Source organism: Streptomyces sp. NPDC051822, assembly GCF_044452745.1.
GTDB lineage: Bacteria > Actinomycetota > Actinomycetes > Streptomycetales > Streptomycetaceae > Streptomyces.
The window spans coordinates 36,120-50,880 of sequence record NZ_JBITBZ010000012.1 but is presented as its reverse complement, the minus strand read 5'-3'; the positions used below and the strand labels follow the sequence as shown (position 1 = coordinate 50,880).

The 14,761-nt window shown below is 74.0% G+C and carries 13 protein-coding genes; 7 read left to right on the top strand and 6 right to left on the bottom strand.

Going from position 1 to position 14,761, the window contains the following annotated elements; genetic code table 11:
• Positions 1-4 precede the first annotated feature (4 nt).
• Complete coding sequence (locus ACIA8N_RS29885) at positions 5-1,312, bottom strand: extracellular solute-binding protein (RefSeq protein WP_365780864.1); 1,308 nt, start codon at positions 1,310-1,312, stop codon at positions 5-7.
• A 149-nt stretch (positions 1,313-1,461) separates the two neighbouring features.
• On the opposite strand from ACIA8N_RS29885, the gene ACIA8N_RS29880 reads away from it, so the two are divergent.
• Positions 1,462-2,514, top strand: a complete 1,053-nt coding sequence (locus ACIA8N_RS29880) for a LacI family DNA-binding transcriptional regulator (RefSeq protein ID WP_365780865.1) — start codon at positions 1,462-1,464, stop codon at positions 2,512-2,514.
• A 26-nt stretch (positions 2,515-2,540) separates the two neighbouring features.
• Here the strand turns inward: ACIA8N_RS29880 and ACIA8N_RS29875 are convergent, their stop codons facing one another.
• Positions 2,541-3,191 (bottom strand): fasciclin domain-containing protein, encoded by a 651-nt coding sequence (locus ACIA8N_RS29875; protein ID WP_365780866.1) that lies wholly within the window; start codon positions 3,189-3,191, stop codon positions 2,541-2,543.
• A 234-nt stretch (positions 3,192-3,425) separates the two neighbouring features.
• On the opposite strand from ACIA8N_RS29875, the gene ACIA8N_RS29870 reads away from it, so the two are divergent.
• Positions 3,426-4,130 carry an adenosylcobinamide amidohydrolase gene (locus tag ACIA8N_RS29870; protein ID WP_399416829.1) on the top strand — a complete coding sequence of 235 codons (705 nt, stop codon included), beginning with the start codon at positions 3,426-3,428 and terminating at the stop codon, positions 4,128-4,130.
• Positions 4,131-4,181: 51 nt separating this feature from the next.
• Positions 4,182-5,231, top strand: coding sequence for a MerR family transcriptional regulator (locus ACIA8N_RS29865; RefSeq protein ID WP_365780867.1), 1,050 nt, complete (start codon positions 4,182-4,184; stop codon positions 5,229-5,231).
• A gap of 78 nt (positions 5,232-5,309) precedes the next feature.
• Here ACIA8N_RS29865 and ACIA8N_RS29860 read toward each other — a convergent pair whose 3' ends face one another.
• The 4 genes from ACIA8N_RS29860 to ACIA8N_RS29845 all read right to left on the bottom strand — a co-directional run bounded on the left by ACIA8N_RS29860 (position 5,310) and on the right by ACIA8N_RS29845 (position 10,368).
• Positions 5,310-5,966, bottom strand: coding sequence for an alpha/beta fold hydrolase (locus ACIA8N_RS29860; RefSeq protein WP_365780868.1), 657 nt, complete (start codon positions 5,964-5,966; stop codon positions 5,310-5,312).
• Positions 5,967-6,226: 260 nt separating this feature from the next.
• On the bottom strand, positions 6,227-6,901 hold the full coding sequence (locus tag ACIA8N_RS29855; protein WP_365780869.1) for a sigma-70 family RNA polymerase sigma factor: 675 nt from the start codon (positions 6,899-6,901) through the stop codon (positions 6,227-6,229).
• 117 nt (positions 6,902-7,018) lie between these two features.
• Entirely contained in the window at positions 7,019-8,392 is a 1,374-nt protein-coding gene (locus ACIA8N_RS29850; RefSeq protein WP_365780870.1) for a deoxyribodipyrimidine photo-lyase, read from the bottom strand.
• A gap of 347 nt (positions 8,393-8,739) precedes the next feature.
• Positions 8,740-10,368, bottom strand: coding sequence for an SDR family oxidoreductase (locus ACIA8N_RS29845; RefSeq protein ID WP_365780871.1), 1,629 nt, complete (start codon positions 10,366-10,368; stop codon positions 8,740-8,742).
• Positions 10,369-10,526: 158 nt separating this feature from the next.
• Here ACIA8N_RS29845 and ACIA8N_RS29840 point away from each other — a divergent pair, with 158 nt between their 5' ends.
• The 4 genes from ACIA8N_RS29840 (at position 10,527) to ACIA8N_RS29825 (ending at position 14,734) form a co-directional block, all read left to right on the top strand.
• Positions 10,527-11,018 (top strand): MarR family winged helix-turn-helix transcriptional regulator, encoded by a 492-nt coding sequence (locus ACIA8N_RS29840; protein ID WP_365780872.1) that lies wholly within the window; start codon positions 10,527-10,529, stop codon positions 11,016-11,018.
• Positions 11,019-11,111: 93 nt separating this feature from the next.
• Positions 11,112-13,316: an MMPL family transporter gene (locus ACIA8N_RS29835; RefSeq protein ID WP_365780873.1), complete on the top strand. Its 2,205-nt coding sequence runs from the start codon at positions 11,112-11,114 to the stop codon at positions 13,314-13,316.
• Positions 13,317-13,361: 45 nt separating this feature from the next.
• The gene (locus tag ACIA8N_RS29830) at positions 13,362-13,979 is read left to right on the top strand and encodes a sigma-70 family RNA polymerase sigma factor (RefSeq protein WP_399416828.1); all 618 of its coding nucleotides are present in this window, start codon (positions 13,362-13,364) and stop codon (positions 13,977-13,979) included.
• Positions 13,976-14,734: an anti-sigma factor gene (locus tag ACIA8N_RS29825; RefSeq protein ID WP_365780875.1), complete on the top strand. Its 759-nt coding sequence runs from the start codon at positions 13,976-13,978 to the stop codon at positions 14,732-14,734. Before ACIA8N_RS29830 ends, ACIA8N_RS29825 begins: the two co-directional genes overlap by 4 nt.
• The last annotated feature ends 27 nt before the right edge of the window (positions 14,735-14,761 follow it).

The window sequence follows — 14,761 nt, the reverse complement described above, 5'->3', positions numbered from 1 at the left end:
GAGGTCAGGCCGCGGGCAGGGTCTGCATGGCGGCGATGAAGGCGTCGGCCCCCATCTGTCCGTTGAAGAACTGCTGGACGGCCTGGTGGATGGTGGTGGTGGCGGCCGGCGGGAACGCCTGGTCCCACGAGAGCTGGAACGCCGGGGCCTTCTTGACGAGCTCGTACTGGTACGTGGAGTAGGCCGGGTTCGCCGAACCGTCGAGGAACTTGGGGGTGTTGGTGGTGGTGGGCAGGTTGCCGATGCCGAGCTGCGCCTTCACGAACTCGTCCGAGTACATGAGCTTCAGGAAGTCGGCCACCGCCTCGGGGTGCTCGGTGTTCTTCAGGACCGAGTAGTAGTTGTTCGTGTTGCCCGCGAGGTTGTTCGGGTCTCCCTTGCCTCCCTCGACGGTCGGGAAACTGCCGTAGCCGAGGTCCTTCTTCACGAAGTCCGGGTAGGCGTCCTGCAGGGTGGAGTACTCCCAGGAGCCCATGAGCTCGAAGGCGGCCTTGCCGGTGGCGAGCAGGGCGGGCGAGCCCCCGTCGGTGAACTTGACCGAGTCGTAGTTGCTGCCGAAGGCGCCGGTGTCGATCAGCTCCTTGAGCATGCCGAGCGCCTTCTTGCTGTCGGGGCTCGCCCAGGCGCTCTTGTCGCCGCCGACGGCCTTCTGGAAGAGGTCGGGGCCCGCGACCCGGTCGTACATGTACTGGAACCACATCTGGGTGGGCCACTTGTCGCCGCCGCCCAGGGCTATGGGGGTGACGCCCTTGGCCTTGAGGGTCTTGACGGCGGTCAGCAGTTCGCTCCAGGTGCGGGGAGCGGTGACGCCGGCGTCCGCGAGGACCTTCTTGTTGCTGAACAGCAGGACGGGCTGGGTGCCGCGCATGGGCACGCCGTAGGGCTTGCCGTCCACGACGGCGGTGTTGAAGACCGACGGCAGGAAGTTGGACTGCAGGCCGGGGTCCTTGGCGATGAAGTCGTCGAGCGGCATGAGGAGCCCGGCGTCGACGTAGGGCTTGATGCTGCCGCCGCCCCAGTTGAAGAAGACGTCGGGGGCCTGCTTGCCGCTGATGATCGTCTGCAGCTTGGCCTGGTAGTCGGCGCCCGGGATGGTGTCGAGGACGGCCTTCACCTTCGAGGTCTTGTTGAAGGTCTCGACGAGCTGCTTCTCCACCTTGTTGGCCGCGTCGCCGTACACCAGGATGTGGATCTTGTCCGCGCCCCCGTCGGCGGAGTCCCCGGAGTTGCCGCAGGCCGCCAGGGACAGGGACAGGGTCAGCGTCACTCCGCCGACGACAGCGGTCCTCAGGAGCTGTGCGGGTCGCTTCATCGCCTCACCTTTCGAAAGAGTTGCGATCCAGTTACCGAAACTTCACGGGTCGGGACGCTAGGGTTGCGGAAGCAGGCGGGTCAACCCACTGGCGGCGAGTTACCAAAGCGTGACCCTGCTGCGGTCCGCCGCCGCTTTATGCTGCTCAGATGCGAGATGACGAGGAGAGCAGGCGGATCACCCTGGCCGAGGTGGCCGAGAAAGCCGGGGTCTCGCTTTCGACAGTTTCGAAGGTGCTCAACGGGCGGCAGGACGTCTCGTCCGTCACCCGTGGCAAGGTGGAACGCCTGCTGGAGACGCACTCCTACCGGCGGACCACCCGGGCGGCCCGGGAGGCCCCGCTCATCGAGCTCGTCTTCCACGAGCTGGACAGCGTGTGGTCGATGGAGCTGATCCGGGGCGTGGAGAACCTCGCCAAGGCCGACCAGGCGAGCGTGGTGCTGACCGAGAGCGGAACCCGCCACGCACCGGCGAGCGACTGGATCGAAGGGGTGCTGCAGCGCCGGCCGATCGGCGTGGTCCTCGTGTTCTCGGCCCTGCCGGACGCCGTCAAGCAGCAACTCGGCGCGCGCTCCATCCCGTTCGTCATCGTCGACCCGGCGGGCGACCCGGAGCCGGACGTACCGTCCGTGGGCTCGGCGAACTGGAGCGGCGGGGTCGCCGCGACCCGGCACCTCATCGAACTGGGGCACCGGCGCATCGGGATCATCACCGGCCCCGAGGACATGCTCTGCTCCCTCGCCCGGCTGGACGGCTACCGGTCGGCGATGAACATCGCGGGTCTGGCGGGCGACGCCTCCCTCGTCCGGTTCGGCGACTTCCACGTCGAAGGCGGCTACGCGCACGCGATGGAGCTGCTACGGCTGCCGGACCGGCCCACCGCCATTTTCGCGGGCAGCGACCTGCAGGCGCTCGGGGTGATGGAGGCGGCCCGGGTGTGCGGGCTGCGCGTGCCCGAGGACCTGTCCGTCGTGGGGTACGACGACGTGATGATCGCGCGATGGTCCAGCCCGGCCCTCACGACGGTGCACCAGCCGCTGCGTCAGATGGGCGAGGAGGCCGTGCAGATGCTGCTCCGGCTGCGGGCGGGGGAGCCGTCCGTGACCCGCTTGGAACTCGCGACCAGTCTGGTCGTCAGAAACAGCACGGCCCCCCCGCCCGAGGAGACGGTCCCGGCTTCGCCGGCGTCCTCGGGCGGGTAGGGCCGCGCGCTACCCTCCGCCGTCCGCTACTTGGGCATCAGGACGGTGTCGACGATGTACACGGTGGCGTTGGCCGTGGGGACGTTGCCGCAGACGACCTTCGAGGAGTCGTTGACGGTGTACGCCTCGCCCGAGCCCTCGGTGGTGAGCGTGCCCGTCTGAAGGGTCTCGAAGGAGCCGTTCTCCAGCTGCTTCGGCGTCAGCTTCTGGCCCACGACGTGGTAGGTGAGGATCTTCGTCAGCATGTCCTTGTCGGCCAGCACCTTGTCCAGGTCGGCCTTCGGGATCTTCGCGAAGGCGTCGTTGGTCGGCGCGAACACCGTGATGTTCTCGGCGTTGTTGAGGGTGTCGACGAGGCCCGCCTGCTTGACGGCGGCGACCAGCGTGGACAGCGCCGGGTTGTTGGAGGCGGCGGTGGCGACGGGGTCCTTGGCCATGCCGTCGAAGGAACCGGCACCGTCCTTCGGCACCGAGGCGCAGCCCGGACCGAACGGGCCGTCGGCGGCCGCGTCCGTCCCGGTCGTGGGCGTGTTCTCCTGCGCCGCCGGCGCCGAGGCCTCTGCACCGGCCTCGGACTTGGTGTCCGAGCCGGAGTCCGAGCAGGCGGCCAGGGAGAAGGGCAGCGCTGCCGCAGCTGCCACGGCGACGGCGGCGCGGCGGAGGCGAAGAGCGTTCATGAGGAGGAACCCCTTGTATCGGGTGCGCGGCAAGGCGCACGGAGAGCGAACGGCACGACCACCCCGGCCGGGAGTGCGGTGACGCGTCCGGACCACCGGCGGGGTCTCCCCCGCCGCGGCCCTGTTGTCTGTCACAGGTGTTTCGGAGCCGCGTGCCGTCCGGATGGGTCCGGATCCGATCCGGACGGGTCTTTCACCCGTCCGAGTGAGGAGAGCCGCGCGTTAGGGTGTGGGGTGCTTCCCCGAACCCCCCTCCTCACCAGCGCTTCTCTCTCGGACGCCGGCCTTCTCACGCATGTGGAGCAGGGCCGGGAGTGGCCGCTCCTCGTATGGGCCCCGGGACCGGGCGTGCGCATGGTGTCGAGCGCCGTGCTCGGCGGAGGCATCGGTACGCGCGCGTGGGTGCTCAACGCCCAGGTCCCGCCCGGTTACGACCGGAGCGACCCCGAGGCCCACCTGCGCGAACTGGCCTCCGGAGCGGGGCTCTCGGGGCCCGGTGTGGGCCTGATGACGGCGGCCTCGGTCGCGGACCGTCGGCACGCGGCCGACGGCGGCGTACGGGCGGTGGTCACCGCGGGGATCGGGGTACGGGGCTGGGCCGCCGCACCGGGGCCCGGTACCGTCGCGGCCCCGCGCCCCGGGACGATCAACATCATCGTGTCGGTGCCCGTGGCCCTCACCGACGCCGCGCTCGTGAACGCGGTGGCCACCGCCACCGAGGCGAAGACACAGGCCCTGGTCGAACTCGGGGCGGACGCCTCGGGGACACCCACGGACGCCGTGTGCGTGGCCGCTCCCTCCCCGACCGGCCACGCCGCCGGGCCGTTCGCCGGCGTGCCCGCCGAGCCGTTCGCCGGTCCGCGCTCGCTCTGGGGTGCGCGGCTCGCCCGCGCGGTGCACAGGGCGACGAGAGCGGCCTGCGAGGGCCTTCTCGCCTGAGGCGTGGAGGCCGGCCGGCTTCGCATCGATTGTGCGTCGTAGGCTGGAAACATGTCCGATTCCGACAGGGGCGCCGACGCAGGTTCCGACACAGGTTTCGATACGGGTTCCGATACGGAGCACGGCCTCACGACCGGCGCCGTCGCCCGGCGTTTCGGGGTGTCGCCGACCACGCTGCGCTCATGGGACCAGCGGTACGGCATCGGGCCCGCCGCGCGGACGGAGGGGCGGCACCGGCGGTGGGCCCCGGGTGACGTCGCCATGCTGGAGGAGATGTGCCGGCTCACCGCCTCCGGTGTGCCTCCCGCGGAAGCGGCCCGGTCGGCCCTGTCCGCGCGGGCGACCCTGCCGGCCCGGCCTGCCCTGCCGGCTCCCCCGGCACTCCTCCCCCGCGCCCCGGCCGCCCGGCGACCGGGATCGGGCAGCGGTCTCCCGCTCGGCGACGTACGCCTGGAGTGTCGTGGGCTGGCGCGCGCCGCCGTGCGGCTCGACGGCCCCACGCTCGACGTCCTGCTCCGCGAGGTCGTGGCGGACCACGGGCTCGTCACCGCCTGGGAGGAGGTGATGGTGCCCACCCTGCACGCGGTGGGGCGCAAGTGGGAGTCCTCCGGGGACCGTTACGTCGAGGTGGAGCACCTGCTGTCCTGGCACGTGTCGACCGCGCTCCGGCAGGTCGCGCCCGCCGGGCCCGTCGCCGTGCCCTCCATGCCGCCGGTCCTCCTGGCGTGCGTGCCAGCCGAGCAGCACACCCTGCCGCTGGAGGCGTTGGCCGCGGGTCTCGCCGAACGCGGCCTGCCCGCCCGCATGTTCGGCGGGGCCGTTCCCGCCGAGGCGCTCGACGCCGCCGTGCGGCGCACGGGTCCGGTCGCGGTCGTGCTCTGGTCGCAGGCGCGCTCGACCGCGCACCACGCCCTTGCCCAGCACGTCGCAGCACGGTCGTTCGGCGTCAGAGGGGCGCGGACGCATCCCATGGTGATGCTCGCGGGACCGGGCTGGGCCGGCCGGTCCGTACAGCCGGGGATGCTGCGTCCCGGCGGTCTGCGCGAAGCGCTCGACGGTCTTACCAGGCTCTACGGGGAACCGCGGCCGACCGTCGGATGACACCGGGGCGGTCCGTACCGTTCCCCCACTCCCGCCGGACACCCGGCCGGTCGCGCCGCCCGACGGCCTCCCTCCGCCTCAGCCGTGCGAGAGCAGTGCCGCCGTGAGTTCGGCCGCGCGGCGGTGCCACAGGTCCGCGCCGCGGAGCATGGCGTGGCCTCCGGTCGGCATCGGGATGCCCGCCGCGTCGGCGCCCGCCGCCCGTGCCCTGCGGACGAAGTCCCAGGAGTCACGGGCGGCCGTGACGCGGTCGGTCTCGTCGTGGAGCAGGTAGAGCCGCCGGCCGCCGAGGTGGTCCACGGGCTCGTCGGCGGGACACCAGGGCGCGAGCGCCACGACACCGCGGACGTGCGGGTCGCCGGCGGCGCGAAGGGCCGCGCGACCTCCCATGGAGTGGCCCAGGAGCACGACGGGCACGGGCCCGGCCTGCTTCCGGAGGCTCGCGAGGGCGGCTTCGGCGTCCCTGGCGGCGTCGGCGCGCGCGCCGTTCCAGCCGCGGTGGCGGTACCGCACCTCGGCGACCAGCACGCTCCTGCCCCGTACGGCGCGGGTCACGGCCGTGGCGAAGGGACGCATGCGCAGCGCCGGGAGGTTGAGGGCCGGCGGCGGCTCCGGCCCGTCGGCGCGACCGCCGTGGAGCAGCAGCACGGCGGCGGTCGGAACGGGCGGGGCGCTGCGGACGACGAGGGTGCCGGGCGTGTCCGGGCGCGCGGCGCGCCGGGTGCGGCAGGTCATCGCGCGGCCGTCCGGTGCGCGTGCCGGCGCACCCGTCGGCGGGACCCGCTCGGGCGGGCCGGGTGGGCCGCGTAACCGGGCCGCTGCGGCATGTGTGGCCTCCAGGAGTCGCAGGCCCGCTTCCCCTGGCGAGCGGGACGCTCATGACGAGGGGGAGGTGACCGTGAGGGCCGCAGTCTGCCAGGTCGACCGGTCGGCCGGGTACGGAGCCCCGTCATCCATGGGGCGCCGGTAAGAGGGGTGGGATCGCGGCCCCGTGCTCAGGCCGGGATCTCTCCGCCGGCGGGCGCCCGGCCGGGGGCCGTCGCCGTGGTGGTCAGGCTGCGCCGCATCCGCTGGAGGCCCCGGCGGGCGTGGCTCTTGACGGTGCCGAGGGGGAGGCCGGTCCGGTCGGCGATCTGCGCCTGGGTCAGGTCCGCGAAGTACGCGAGGGTGAGCACGTCACGCTGGTCCCGTGGCAGGCGGGCCAGTTCACGGGTGACCACGATCCGGTCGAGCACGTGCTCGGGGCCCTCGTCCGTGGCGGTGGCCGGCATGAGGGCGGCAGCGGCGGCGAGGTCGAGCCGGCGCGTCCTGGCGGTGAGCGCGTCCGCGATCTTCCGTCGGGTGATGCCGATGAGCCAGGCGGGCACGGGGCCGCGCTCGGGGCGGTAGCCGGCCCGGCCGCGCCAGGCGGCGAGGAAGACCTGCTGGGTGACGTCCTCCGCCTCGCGCGGGTCGCCCAGCGAGCGGACCGCGAGGGTGTGCACGAGGCGGGCCCAGCGGCGGTGGGCGAGGGCGAGACAGTGGTCGTCGCCCCGGGCGAGACCGCGGCCGATCTCCTCGTCCGTCAGTGCGTCCGACAGCGGGTCCGACAACGGGTCGGGCAGCGCGTCGGACCATGTGTCGGGCAGCGCGCCGGGGTCGGGCCGGACGGCGGTGCTGGTCAGGGTCATGACGGGTCCTCCTGCTCCGGGGCCGTTGCTCCCAGGTCCCCAGCGTCAGGCGTCCGGCGGAGTCGACTCAACACGCGTCGATCGTGCGTCGTATCGGACGGCGGACCCGTCCCGGCCTCAGTCGCGCCCCCGGGCGTGCCGGAAGCGGCTGAGGCCGTCGGCGAGGTCGACGATCGGGTCCGGGTAGTCGTACTCGGCCCGGTCCAGCCCCTTCAGACGCCAGGGTTCGTGGACCGAGGGCCCGGGCAGAGCCGCGAGTTCGGGGACCCAGTGGCGGACGTAGGCGCCGTCGGGGTCGTACCGCTTCCCCTGGAGCACGGGGTTGAGGACGCGGTTCGGCCGGGAGTCGGTGCCCGTCCCCGCCACCCACTGCCAGTTCAACTGGTTGTTCGCGATGTCGCCGTCCACGAGCAGGGCGAGGAAGTGCCGGGCCCCCTCGCGCCAGTCGACGTAGAGCGTCTTGGCGAGGAAGGACGCGGCGAGCAGCCGGCCCCGGTTGTGCATCCAGCCCTCGTGCGCGAGTTGGCGCAGGGCCGCGTCCACCACGGGATAGCCGGTCCTGCCCTCCCGCCAGGCCCTGAGGTCCTCCTCGGCCTCCTCGCCCCGCCGCCAGCGGTCGTGCCGGGGCCGGTAGTCCTCGACCGCCGTCTCCGGCCGCGCGGCGAGCACCTGGTGGTGGAAGTCCCGCCAGCACAGTTGCCGTACGAAGGCCTCGGCCCCCGCGCCGCCACGGGACCGCGCCCGGTGCACGGCCTCGGTCGCCGAGACCGCGCCGAAGTGCAGGTACGGCGAGAGGCGGGAGGTCACGTCGCCCGCGAGGTCGTCGTGGCCCGCCTCGTAGGCGTCGGCGTGGCGCGACAGCCAGGCCCCGAGCCTCCGGCGTCCCTCGCTCTCGCCTCCCGTGGCGAGGCCCGGCGACACGTCCGCGACGGATGCGCGGGCCGGCGGACGCTCGGAGCGGAGGTTCTGCGGGACCGGCACCGACCGGGGGGCCGCGAGGGGCGTGCGCAGCGGTTCGGAGGTCCAGCGCCTGAAGTACGGGGTGAACACCGCGAAGTGGTCGGAGCCCTGCGGGGTGACGTCGCCTGGCGGTACGACGGTGGTCACGGCGTCGTGGACGTACAGGCGGCGCCCGTCGGACTCCAGGGCGCCGCGCAGCCGTGCCTCCCGGGCGCGGGCGAAGGCGGAGTGCCCCGCGGCCATGTGGACCTCGTCGGCGTCGGCCTGCCGCACCACCCGGCACACCTCGGCGACCGTGTCGCCGTCGCGCACGACGAGGCGGCCGCCGCGCTCCCGCAGCCCGGCGTCGAGGTCGGCCAGGCAGTCGGCGAGGAAGGCGAGCCGGTTGGGCGCCGCGAACCCGGCCCGGTCCACGGCGGGGTCGCGGACGAACAGCGGCACCACCTCGTGCGCCGCCTCCGCGGCCGCGCGCAGCGGGGGATGGTCGTGCAGACGGAGGTCGGAGGTGAAGAGGACGACGGAGACGGTCATGGCGCGCTTCCTCGGGAGGGGTGGGTCGGCGGGGCGGGCCGCAGGGGGACGGGCGTCCGGCGGGCTGCGTGAAGACGTGTACGGCTGCGTGCCCCCTTCGCCCTGCCACGGGCCCGTGGATGCGGCGGCGCCCGCGGACCCGTGGACGGGCTGCCGGCCTGTGGCCACCGACCGCCCGCCCGAGGAGGCCGACCGCCGACCCGTGGGCACCGACCGCCCGCCCGTGATGGCCGACCGCCCGCCCGAGGAGGCCGACCGCCGCCCCGTGGACGCCAGCCCGGCGCGTGGGTGGCCGCCGCCCACGGCGCGTGGCCCGGCGGCCCTGCTCATGGCTGCGGCGCCCCCGTTCATGGCCGGCGCGGTCCCGGGTCCCCGGTGGGACCGGTCCCTGACGGGCGGGCGGCGCCGACGGGCGCGGGCCGTCGGCCAGGATCCGCCGCGCCCGTCGGCGGGCGGTGCGCCGCACGCTCCGCCGCCCGGGCGATGTTCCGCGCCATCCCGCCGAAGACGACGGCGTGGAACGGCGACACGCTCCACCAGTACGCCTGCCCCGCGAGCCCGCGCGGGTGGAACAGGGCGCGCTGGCGGTACCGGGTCCGCCCCCGGTCGTCCCGCTCGACCCGCATCTCCAGCCAGGCGAGTCCCGGCAGCCGCATCTCGGCGCGCAGCCGCAGCAGGGTGCCGGGCTCGATCTCCTCGACCCGCCAGAAGTCGAGCGCGTCGCCCGCCCTGAGCCGCTGGGCGTCGCGCCGGCCCCGGCGCAGACCCACCCCGCCGATGAGCCGGTCGAGCCAGCCCCGTACCGCCCAGGCCAGCGGGAAGGAGTACCAGCCGTTCGCGCCGCCGATCCCCTCGACGACCTGCCACAGCTCCCGCTGCCCGGCGTCGACGATCCGTTCGCGTTCGTCGGTGTAGAGGCTGCCGCCCGCCCAGTCGGGGTCGGTGGGCAGGGGATCGCTGGGGGCCCCGGGGAGCGAGGCGGAACTCCACCGGGTGGCGACCCGGGCCTCCTGGACCCGCTGCAGGGCGAGCCCGAGGGCCTCGTCGAAGGGGACGGGTGTACCGGGCGGGTCGGGGACGTGGTCGGCGATGTCGTGGTCGGCGCACACCACCTCGTACCGCAGCGACTCGGCGAGCGGGCGGGCCAGGGACGCGGGGACGGGCGTGACGAGTCCGACCCAGAGACCGGACAGGCGCGGGGTGAGCATGGGGACGGGAAGGATGAGCCGTCGGCGCAGCCCGGCGACCTTCGCGTAGCGGACCATCATGTCGTGGTAGGTGAGGACGTCGGGGCCGCCGATGTCGAACGCGCGGTTGACGTCCTCCGGCATCCGCGCGCTGCCGACGAGATAGCGGAGCACGTCGCGTACGGCGATGGGCTGGACGCGGGTGCCGACCCAGCGCGGCGTCACCATCACGGGGAGCCGTTCGGTCAGATGGCGGAGCATCTCGAAGGAGGCGGAGCCGGAGCCGATGACGACGGCGGCCCGCAGCACGGTGGTGGGGACGCCGGAGTCCAGCAGGATCCGGCCGACCTCGGCCCGTGACCGCAGGTGCGGGGAGAGTTCGTGCTCGGGGACGTCCGCGGGTTCGAGGCCTCCGAGGTAGACGATGCGGCGCACCCCGGCGGCGCGGGCCTCCTCGGCGAAGGTCCGGGCCGCCTTCCGGTCGGTCTCCTCGAAGCCGTGCCCGGAGCTCAGGGAGTGCACCAGGTAGTAGGCCACCTGCACGCCGCGGAAGGCGGGGCGCAGGGTGGCCGCGTCGGTGACGTCCCCCCGCACCACCTCCGCCCGGTCCGCCCAGGGGTGGTCGCGCAGGTTGGCCGGGGTGCGGGCGAGGCAGCGCACGCGGTATCCGGCGTCGAGCAGGTCGGGGACGAGCCGGCCGCCGATGTATCCGCCGGCTCCGGTCACGAGGCAGAGCGGACGGTCGGAGGCGGGCCGGGGGTGCGTCTCCACGGGGTCGTGCGTCGCCATGGGGTGCTCCGTTCCGTGCGGGTTCTGTCGCGAGCGCACCGGGGTGTGTCCCGAGCGCGCGAAGATCTGTCGCGAGCGAGCGAGCGGGGCTCTCCCGTCATGCTTCCCCCCGCGCGGTCCGGGCGGATGCGCGGGAGCGATGTCTATAGGCTGAACGCGTGCCCCGCCATGAAGACCCAGACGCCACCGCCGCCACCGAGCACACGGTGGGCGACCTGCAGAGTTTCGCCGTCGCGCTGCGCCGGACCCAGGGCGAGCTCAATCGACTGGTACACGGCTTCGCGCAGGCGCAGGGCCTGCATCCCACGGACGTGCAGGCACTGGCCGTCGTCCTGGACAGCCCGGAACCGCTGACGCCGGGGCGGCTGCGGGAGCATCTCGGACTCACGTCCGGCGCGGTGACGGCCTGCCTCGACCGGCTGGAGAAGGCGGGACACATCCGCAGGACCAGGGAGAGCGCGGACCGGCGTGTCGTGCACATCCGGTACGAGGACGGGGCGAGGGCCGCGGCCCGGCGGTACTTCATGCCGCTCGCGGAGGCGGCGGACCGGGCCAGGGGGCAGTTCGGCCCGGCCGAACTCTCGGTCGCGCTGCGCTTCCTGAACACGCTGAACGACGAGCTCGGAGCGCTGCGCGTGCCGCGCCGCTGAAGCGGCGCATCCGTCCGGCAGGCTGAAACCGAAGGGGTGTCGAGAGCCGAGGTACCCGCATGATAGAAACTCTCTCATTCATTGAGATAGTCAATGCCTGAGATACAGTACGGAGCCCCGATGCCGCCCAGCGCCGTCCGCAGGACCCGCCTTCTGCTGCCCCTGGTCCTCCTCGTCGCCTGGCTCGCCGTCGGCGGCGGTCTCGGCCCCTTCGCCGGACGCCTCGGCGAGGTCGCGGCCAACGACCAGGCGGCCTTCCTCCCGCGCAGCGCCGAGTCCACCCGCGTCATCGAGGAGCAGAAGGCGTTCCGCAGCTCCGAGACCGTGCCCGCGATCGTGGTGTGGACCGCACGCGACGGCGGACCGGTGGCCGCCGGTTCGACGGCCGACGCGACCCGCGCCCTCGCCTCGCTCACCGGACGCGAGGGGATCGTGGGCCCGCCCTCCCCCGCACTGCCCTCCGAGGACGGCGAGGCGCTGCGCGCCGTCGTCGCCCTGGAGCCGGACCTCGGCGAGGAGCTGCCGACGACGCTCGACACGATCCGGAAGGCGGCTGCCACGGTTCCGGGGACGACCGTCCACCTCGCGGGGCCCGCCGCCACCCAGGCCGATCTCTCCGGCGCCTTCTCGGGAATCGACGGGCTGCTGCTCGGCGTCGCCCTGATCGCCGTGCTGCTCATCCTGCTGGTCGTCTACCGGAGCGTCCTGCTGCCCCTCATGATCATCCTGGGGGCGGTCTTCGCCCTCGGCCTCGCCTGCGCCGTCGTCTACGTGCTCGCCGACGCCGGGGTGCTCAGGGTCGACGGCCAGGTGCAGGGCATCCTGTCCATCCTGGTGATCGGTGCCGCGACGGACTACGCCCTGCTGCTCGCCGCCCGCTACCGCGAGGAGCTCGCCGCGCCCGGCGCGGACCGTTTCGCCGCGATGAACCGCGCCCTGCGCCGCTCCTTCGAGCCGATCGTGGCCAGTGCCGCGACCGTCGCCCTCGGCCTGCTCGCCCTGTTCGTCAGCGACCTGGCCAACAACCGGGCGCTCGGGCCCGTCGGCGCCATCGGCATCGTGTGCGCGGTCCTCAGCGCCCTGACCTTCCTCCCGGCCGCCCTCGTCCTCACCGGGCGCGCCGCGTACTGGCCGGCCCGCCCGAAGGCCCTTCCCGCAGACACGGGAACAGCCGCCACCGACACCGACACGAACACGGCCACCGTCGGCGGCCCGGCCGTCTGGCACCGGATCGCCGCCCTGGTCGACCGCGCCCCCCGCAAGGTGTGGGCGGTCACCCTGGCCGCCCTCCTGGCCTGCGCCGCGTTCGCACCCGCCCTGAACTCCCGGGGCGTGCCCTTCGACGAGATCTTCGTGAACGACGCGCCCTCCGTCGCCGCCCAGGAGACCCTCGGCCGCCACTTCCCCGGCGGCGCGGGCAACCCCGCCGTGATCATCGCGGACGCCGGAGCGGTCACGCGGGTGGTCACGGCCGCCGAGGGCGTCCCCGGCGTCGACTCGGCCTTCCCGGTCGGCGCCACGGGCCGCCCCTCCCCCGGGGCGCCGCTCGTGGTCGACGGCAGGGTCCGCGTCGACGCCACCCTGTCCGCCGCCGCCGACAGCGACGCGGCGCGCGACACGATCGCCAGGCTCCGTACCGCCGTGCACGCGGTGCCCGGGGCGGACGCCCTGGTGGGCGGCTCCACCGCCCAGCAGTACGACACCCAGCGCACGGCGGCCCGGGACCGGACGCTCATCGTCCCGGTCGTCCTGGCGATCATCCTGCTGATCCTGGTGGCGCTGCTGCGCTCCCTCGTGCTGCCGCTGATCCTCGTCGCGACGGTGGCCCTCAACTTCGCCGCCACGCTGGGCGTATCGAGTCTGGTGTTCGAGCACGTCCTCGGCTTCACCGGTACGGACGCGTCCGTACCGCTGTACGGCTTCGTCTTCCTCGTCGCTCTCGGGGTCGACTACAACATCTTCCTGATGTCCCGGGTCCGCGAGGAGACGGCGCGGCACGGCGTGCGGGAGGGCGTCCGCATCGGGCTGACCGCCACCGGTGGTGTGATCACCTCGGCCGGCGTGGTGCTCGCCGCGACCTTCGCCGCGCTGGGCGTCATTCCGCTGGCGTTCCTCGTGCAGATCGCCTTCATCGTCGCGTTCGGCGTGCTGCTCGACACCCTGGTCGTCCGCTCGCTCCTCGTGCCGGCGCTCGTCCGGGACCTCGGCCCGGTGGCGTGGTGGCCGGGAGCCCTGAGCCGTCTTCCCGCGGACCGGGACCGCACGGACCAATCCGTGGGAGCCGGTGCTCCGAAGTAGGGGCGAAAGAGAGGCCCGCAAGCACAGGCAGCGGCGCGGGCGCAGATGACCAGGAGGACACATCCGGTGAGAGAGCACGCACGCGTCGACGCGGGTCCGCCCCCGGACGACCTGGGCGGCGACGGTCTGACCGCGCTGATGCTCCAGGTCGCCCGCGGGGACCGCGACGCCTTCTCGGCCGTCTTCGACCAGGTCTCGGGACCCGTCCTCGGCGTCGTCCGCTCGGTGGTGCGTGATCCCGCGCAGTCCGAGGAGGTCACCCAGGAGGTGATGGTCGACCTCTGGCGCTCCGCGGCGCGTTACCGCCCGGACCGCGGCTCCGTCCTGAACTGGGCACTCACCCTCGCCCACCGCCGCGCGGTGGACCGGGTGCGCTCGGAGCAGGCGTCCTCGGACCGGGCCCGGCGCGTCGCCCTCCTCGATCACACCCCCGCGTACGACGAGGTGACGGAAGAGGTCGAGAACCGTCTCGACCGCGAGCGGGTACGGCGCTGTCTGCGGGGCCTCACCGAACGCCAGCGCCAGTCCGTCACCCTCGCCTACTACCGGGGCCTGACCTACCGTGAGGTCGCCGAGCTGCTCTCCCTGCCGCTGGGCACGGTGAAGACCCGGATGCGCGACGGGCTCATCCGGCTCCGCGACTGCCTGGGGGTGACGGCATGACCAGCGGTGAGCTGCACACGCTGACCGGCGCGTACGTGCTGGACGCACTGGACACGGACGAGGAGCGCGAGGCGGTCGAGCGGCACCTCGCCCACTGCGCCGCGTGCGCCCATGAGGTCAGGGAACTCTCGGAGACGGCCGCGCGCCTCGGCCTCGCCGTCGCCGAGCCGGTCGGCCAGGAACTGCGCGCCGAGGTGCTGCGCCGGATCGCGGACGTCCGCCAGCTGCCGCCGGTGACCGTGGGGGCCGGCCGGCCGTTCGGCACGGGCCGCGGTCCGCGCCGGCTGCCCCGCTGGGCGCTGGCGGCCTCGCTCGCCGGGGCGGTGACGCTCGCGGGTCTCGCGGGCCTGCAGTACCAGCGCGCCGAGGAGGCCCGCGACCGGGCGGTCCGGGCCGAGGCGAGCGCCGAGGCCGTCGCGGTGGTGCTCGCGGCGCCCGACGCCCGGGTCTCCACCGCGCGCCTGGCGGACGGAGCGGTGGGCACGCTCGTCCACGCCCCGTCCCTGGACCGGGCGGTGTTCGCCGCGGCGGGGATGCCCGCGCCGCCGGCCGGCAAGGTCTACCAGCTCTGGTACGACGATTCCGGGACGATGCGCTCGGCCGGCCTGATGGCCTCGGGCACGACGACCTCGACCACCCTTCTGGAGGGGCCGGCGAACCCGTCCACCGGAATCGGCATCACCGTGGAGCCGGAGGGCGGTTCCCCCCGTCCGACGTCGGCGCCGATCGCCACCATGGCCATGCCGAAGGCCTGAGCGCGCCGGCCCCTCGCGGCCCCTGCC

Coding starts and splice junctions, on each gene's coding strand:
- ACIA8N_RS29865 (WP_365780867.1), top strand. CDS start 4,182: ATGTCCGATTCCGACAGGGGCGCCGACGCAGGTTCCGACACAGGTTTC.
- ACIA8N_RS29860 (WP_365780868.1), bottom strand. CDS start 5,966: ATGACCTGCCGCACCCGGCGCGCCGCGCGCCCGGACACGCCCGGCACC.
- ACIA8N_RS29830 (WP_399416828.1), top strand. CDS start 13,362: ATGACCAGGAGGACACATCCGGTGAGAGAGCACGCACGCGTCGACGCG.
- ACIA8N_RS29880 (WP_365780865.1), top strand. CDS start 1,462: ATGCGAGATGACGAGGAGAGCAGGCGGATCACCCTGGCCGAGGTGGCC.
- ACIA8N_RS29855 (WP_365780869.1), bottom strand. CDS start 6,901: ATGACCCTGACCAGCACCGCCGTCCGGCCCGACCCCGGCGCGCTGCCC.
- ACIA8N_RS29845 (WP_365780871.1), bottom strand. CDS start 10,368: ATGGCGACGCACGACCCCGTGGAGACGCACCCCCGGCCCGCCTCCGAC.
- ACIA8N_RS29875 (WP_365780866.1), bottom strand. CDS start 3,191: ATGAACGCTCTTCGCCTCCGCCGCGCCGCCGTCGCCGTGGCAGCTGCG.
- ACIA8N_RS29850 (WP_365780870.1), bottom strand. CDS start 8,392: ATGACCGTCTCCGTCGTCCTCTTCACCTCCGACCTCCGTCTGCACGAC.
- ACIA8N_RS29825 (WP_365780875.1), top strand. CDS start 13,976: ATGACCAGCGGTGAGCTGCACACGCTGACCGGCGCGTACGTGCTGGAC.
- ACIA8N_RS29835 (WP_365780873.1), top strand. CDS start 11,112: ATGCCTGAGATACAGTACGGAGCCCCGATGCCGCCCAGCGCCGTCCGC.
- ACIA8N_RS29885 (WP_365780864.1), bottom strand. CDS start 1,312: ATGAAGCGACCCGCACAGCTCCTGAGGACCGCTGTCGTCGGCGGAGTG.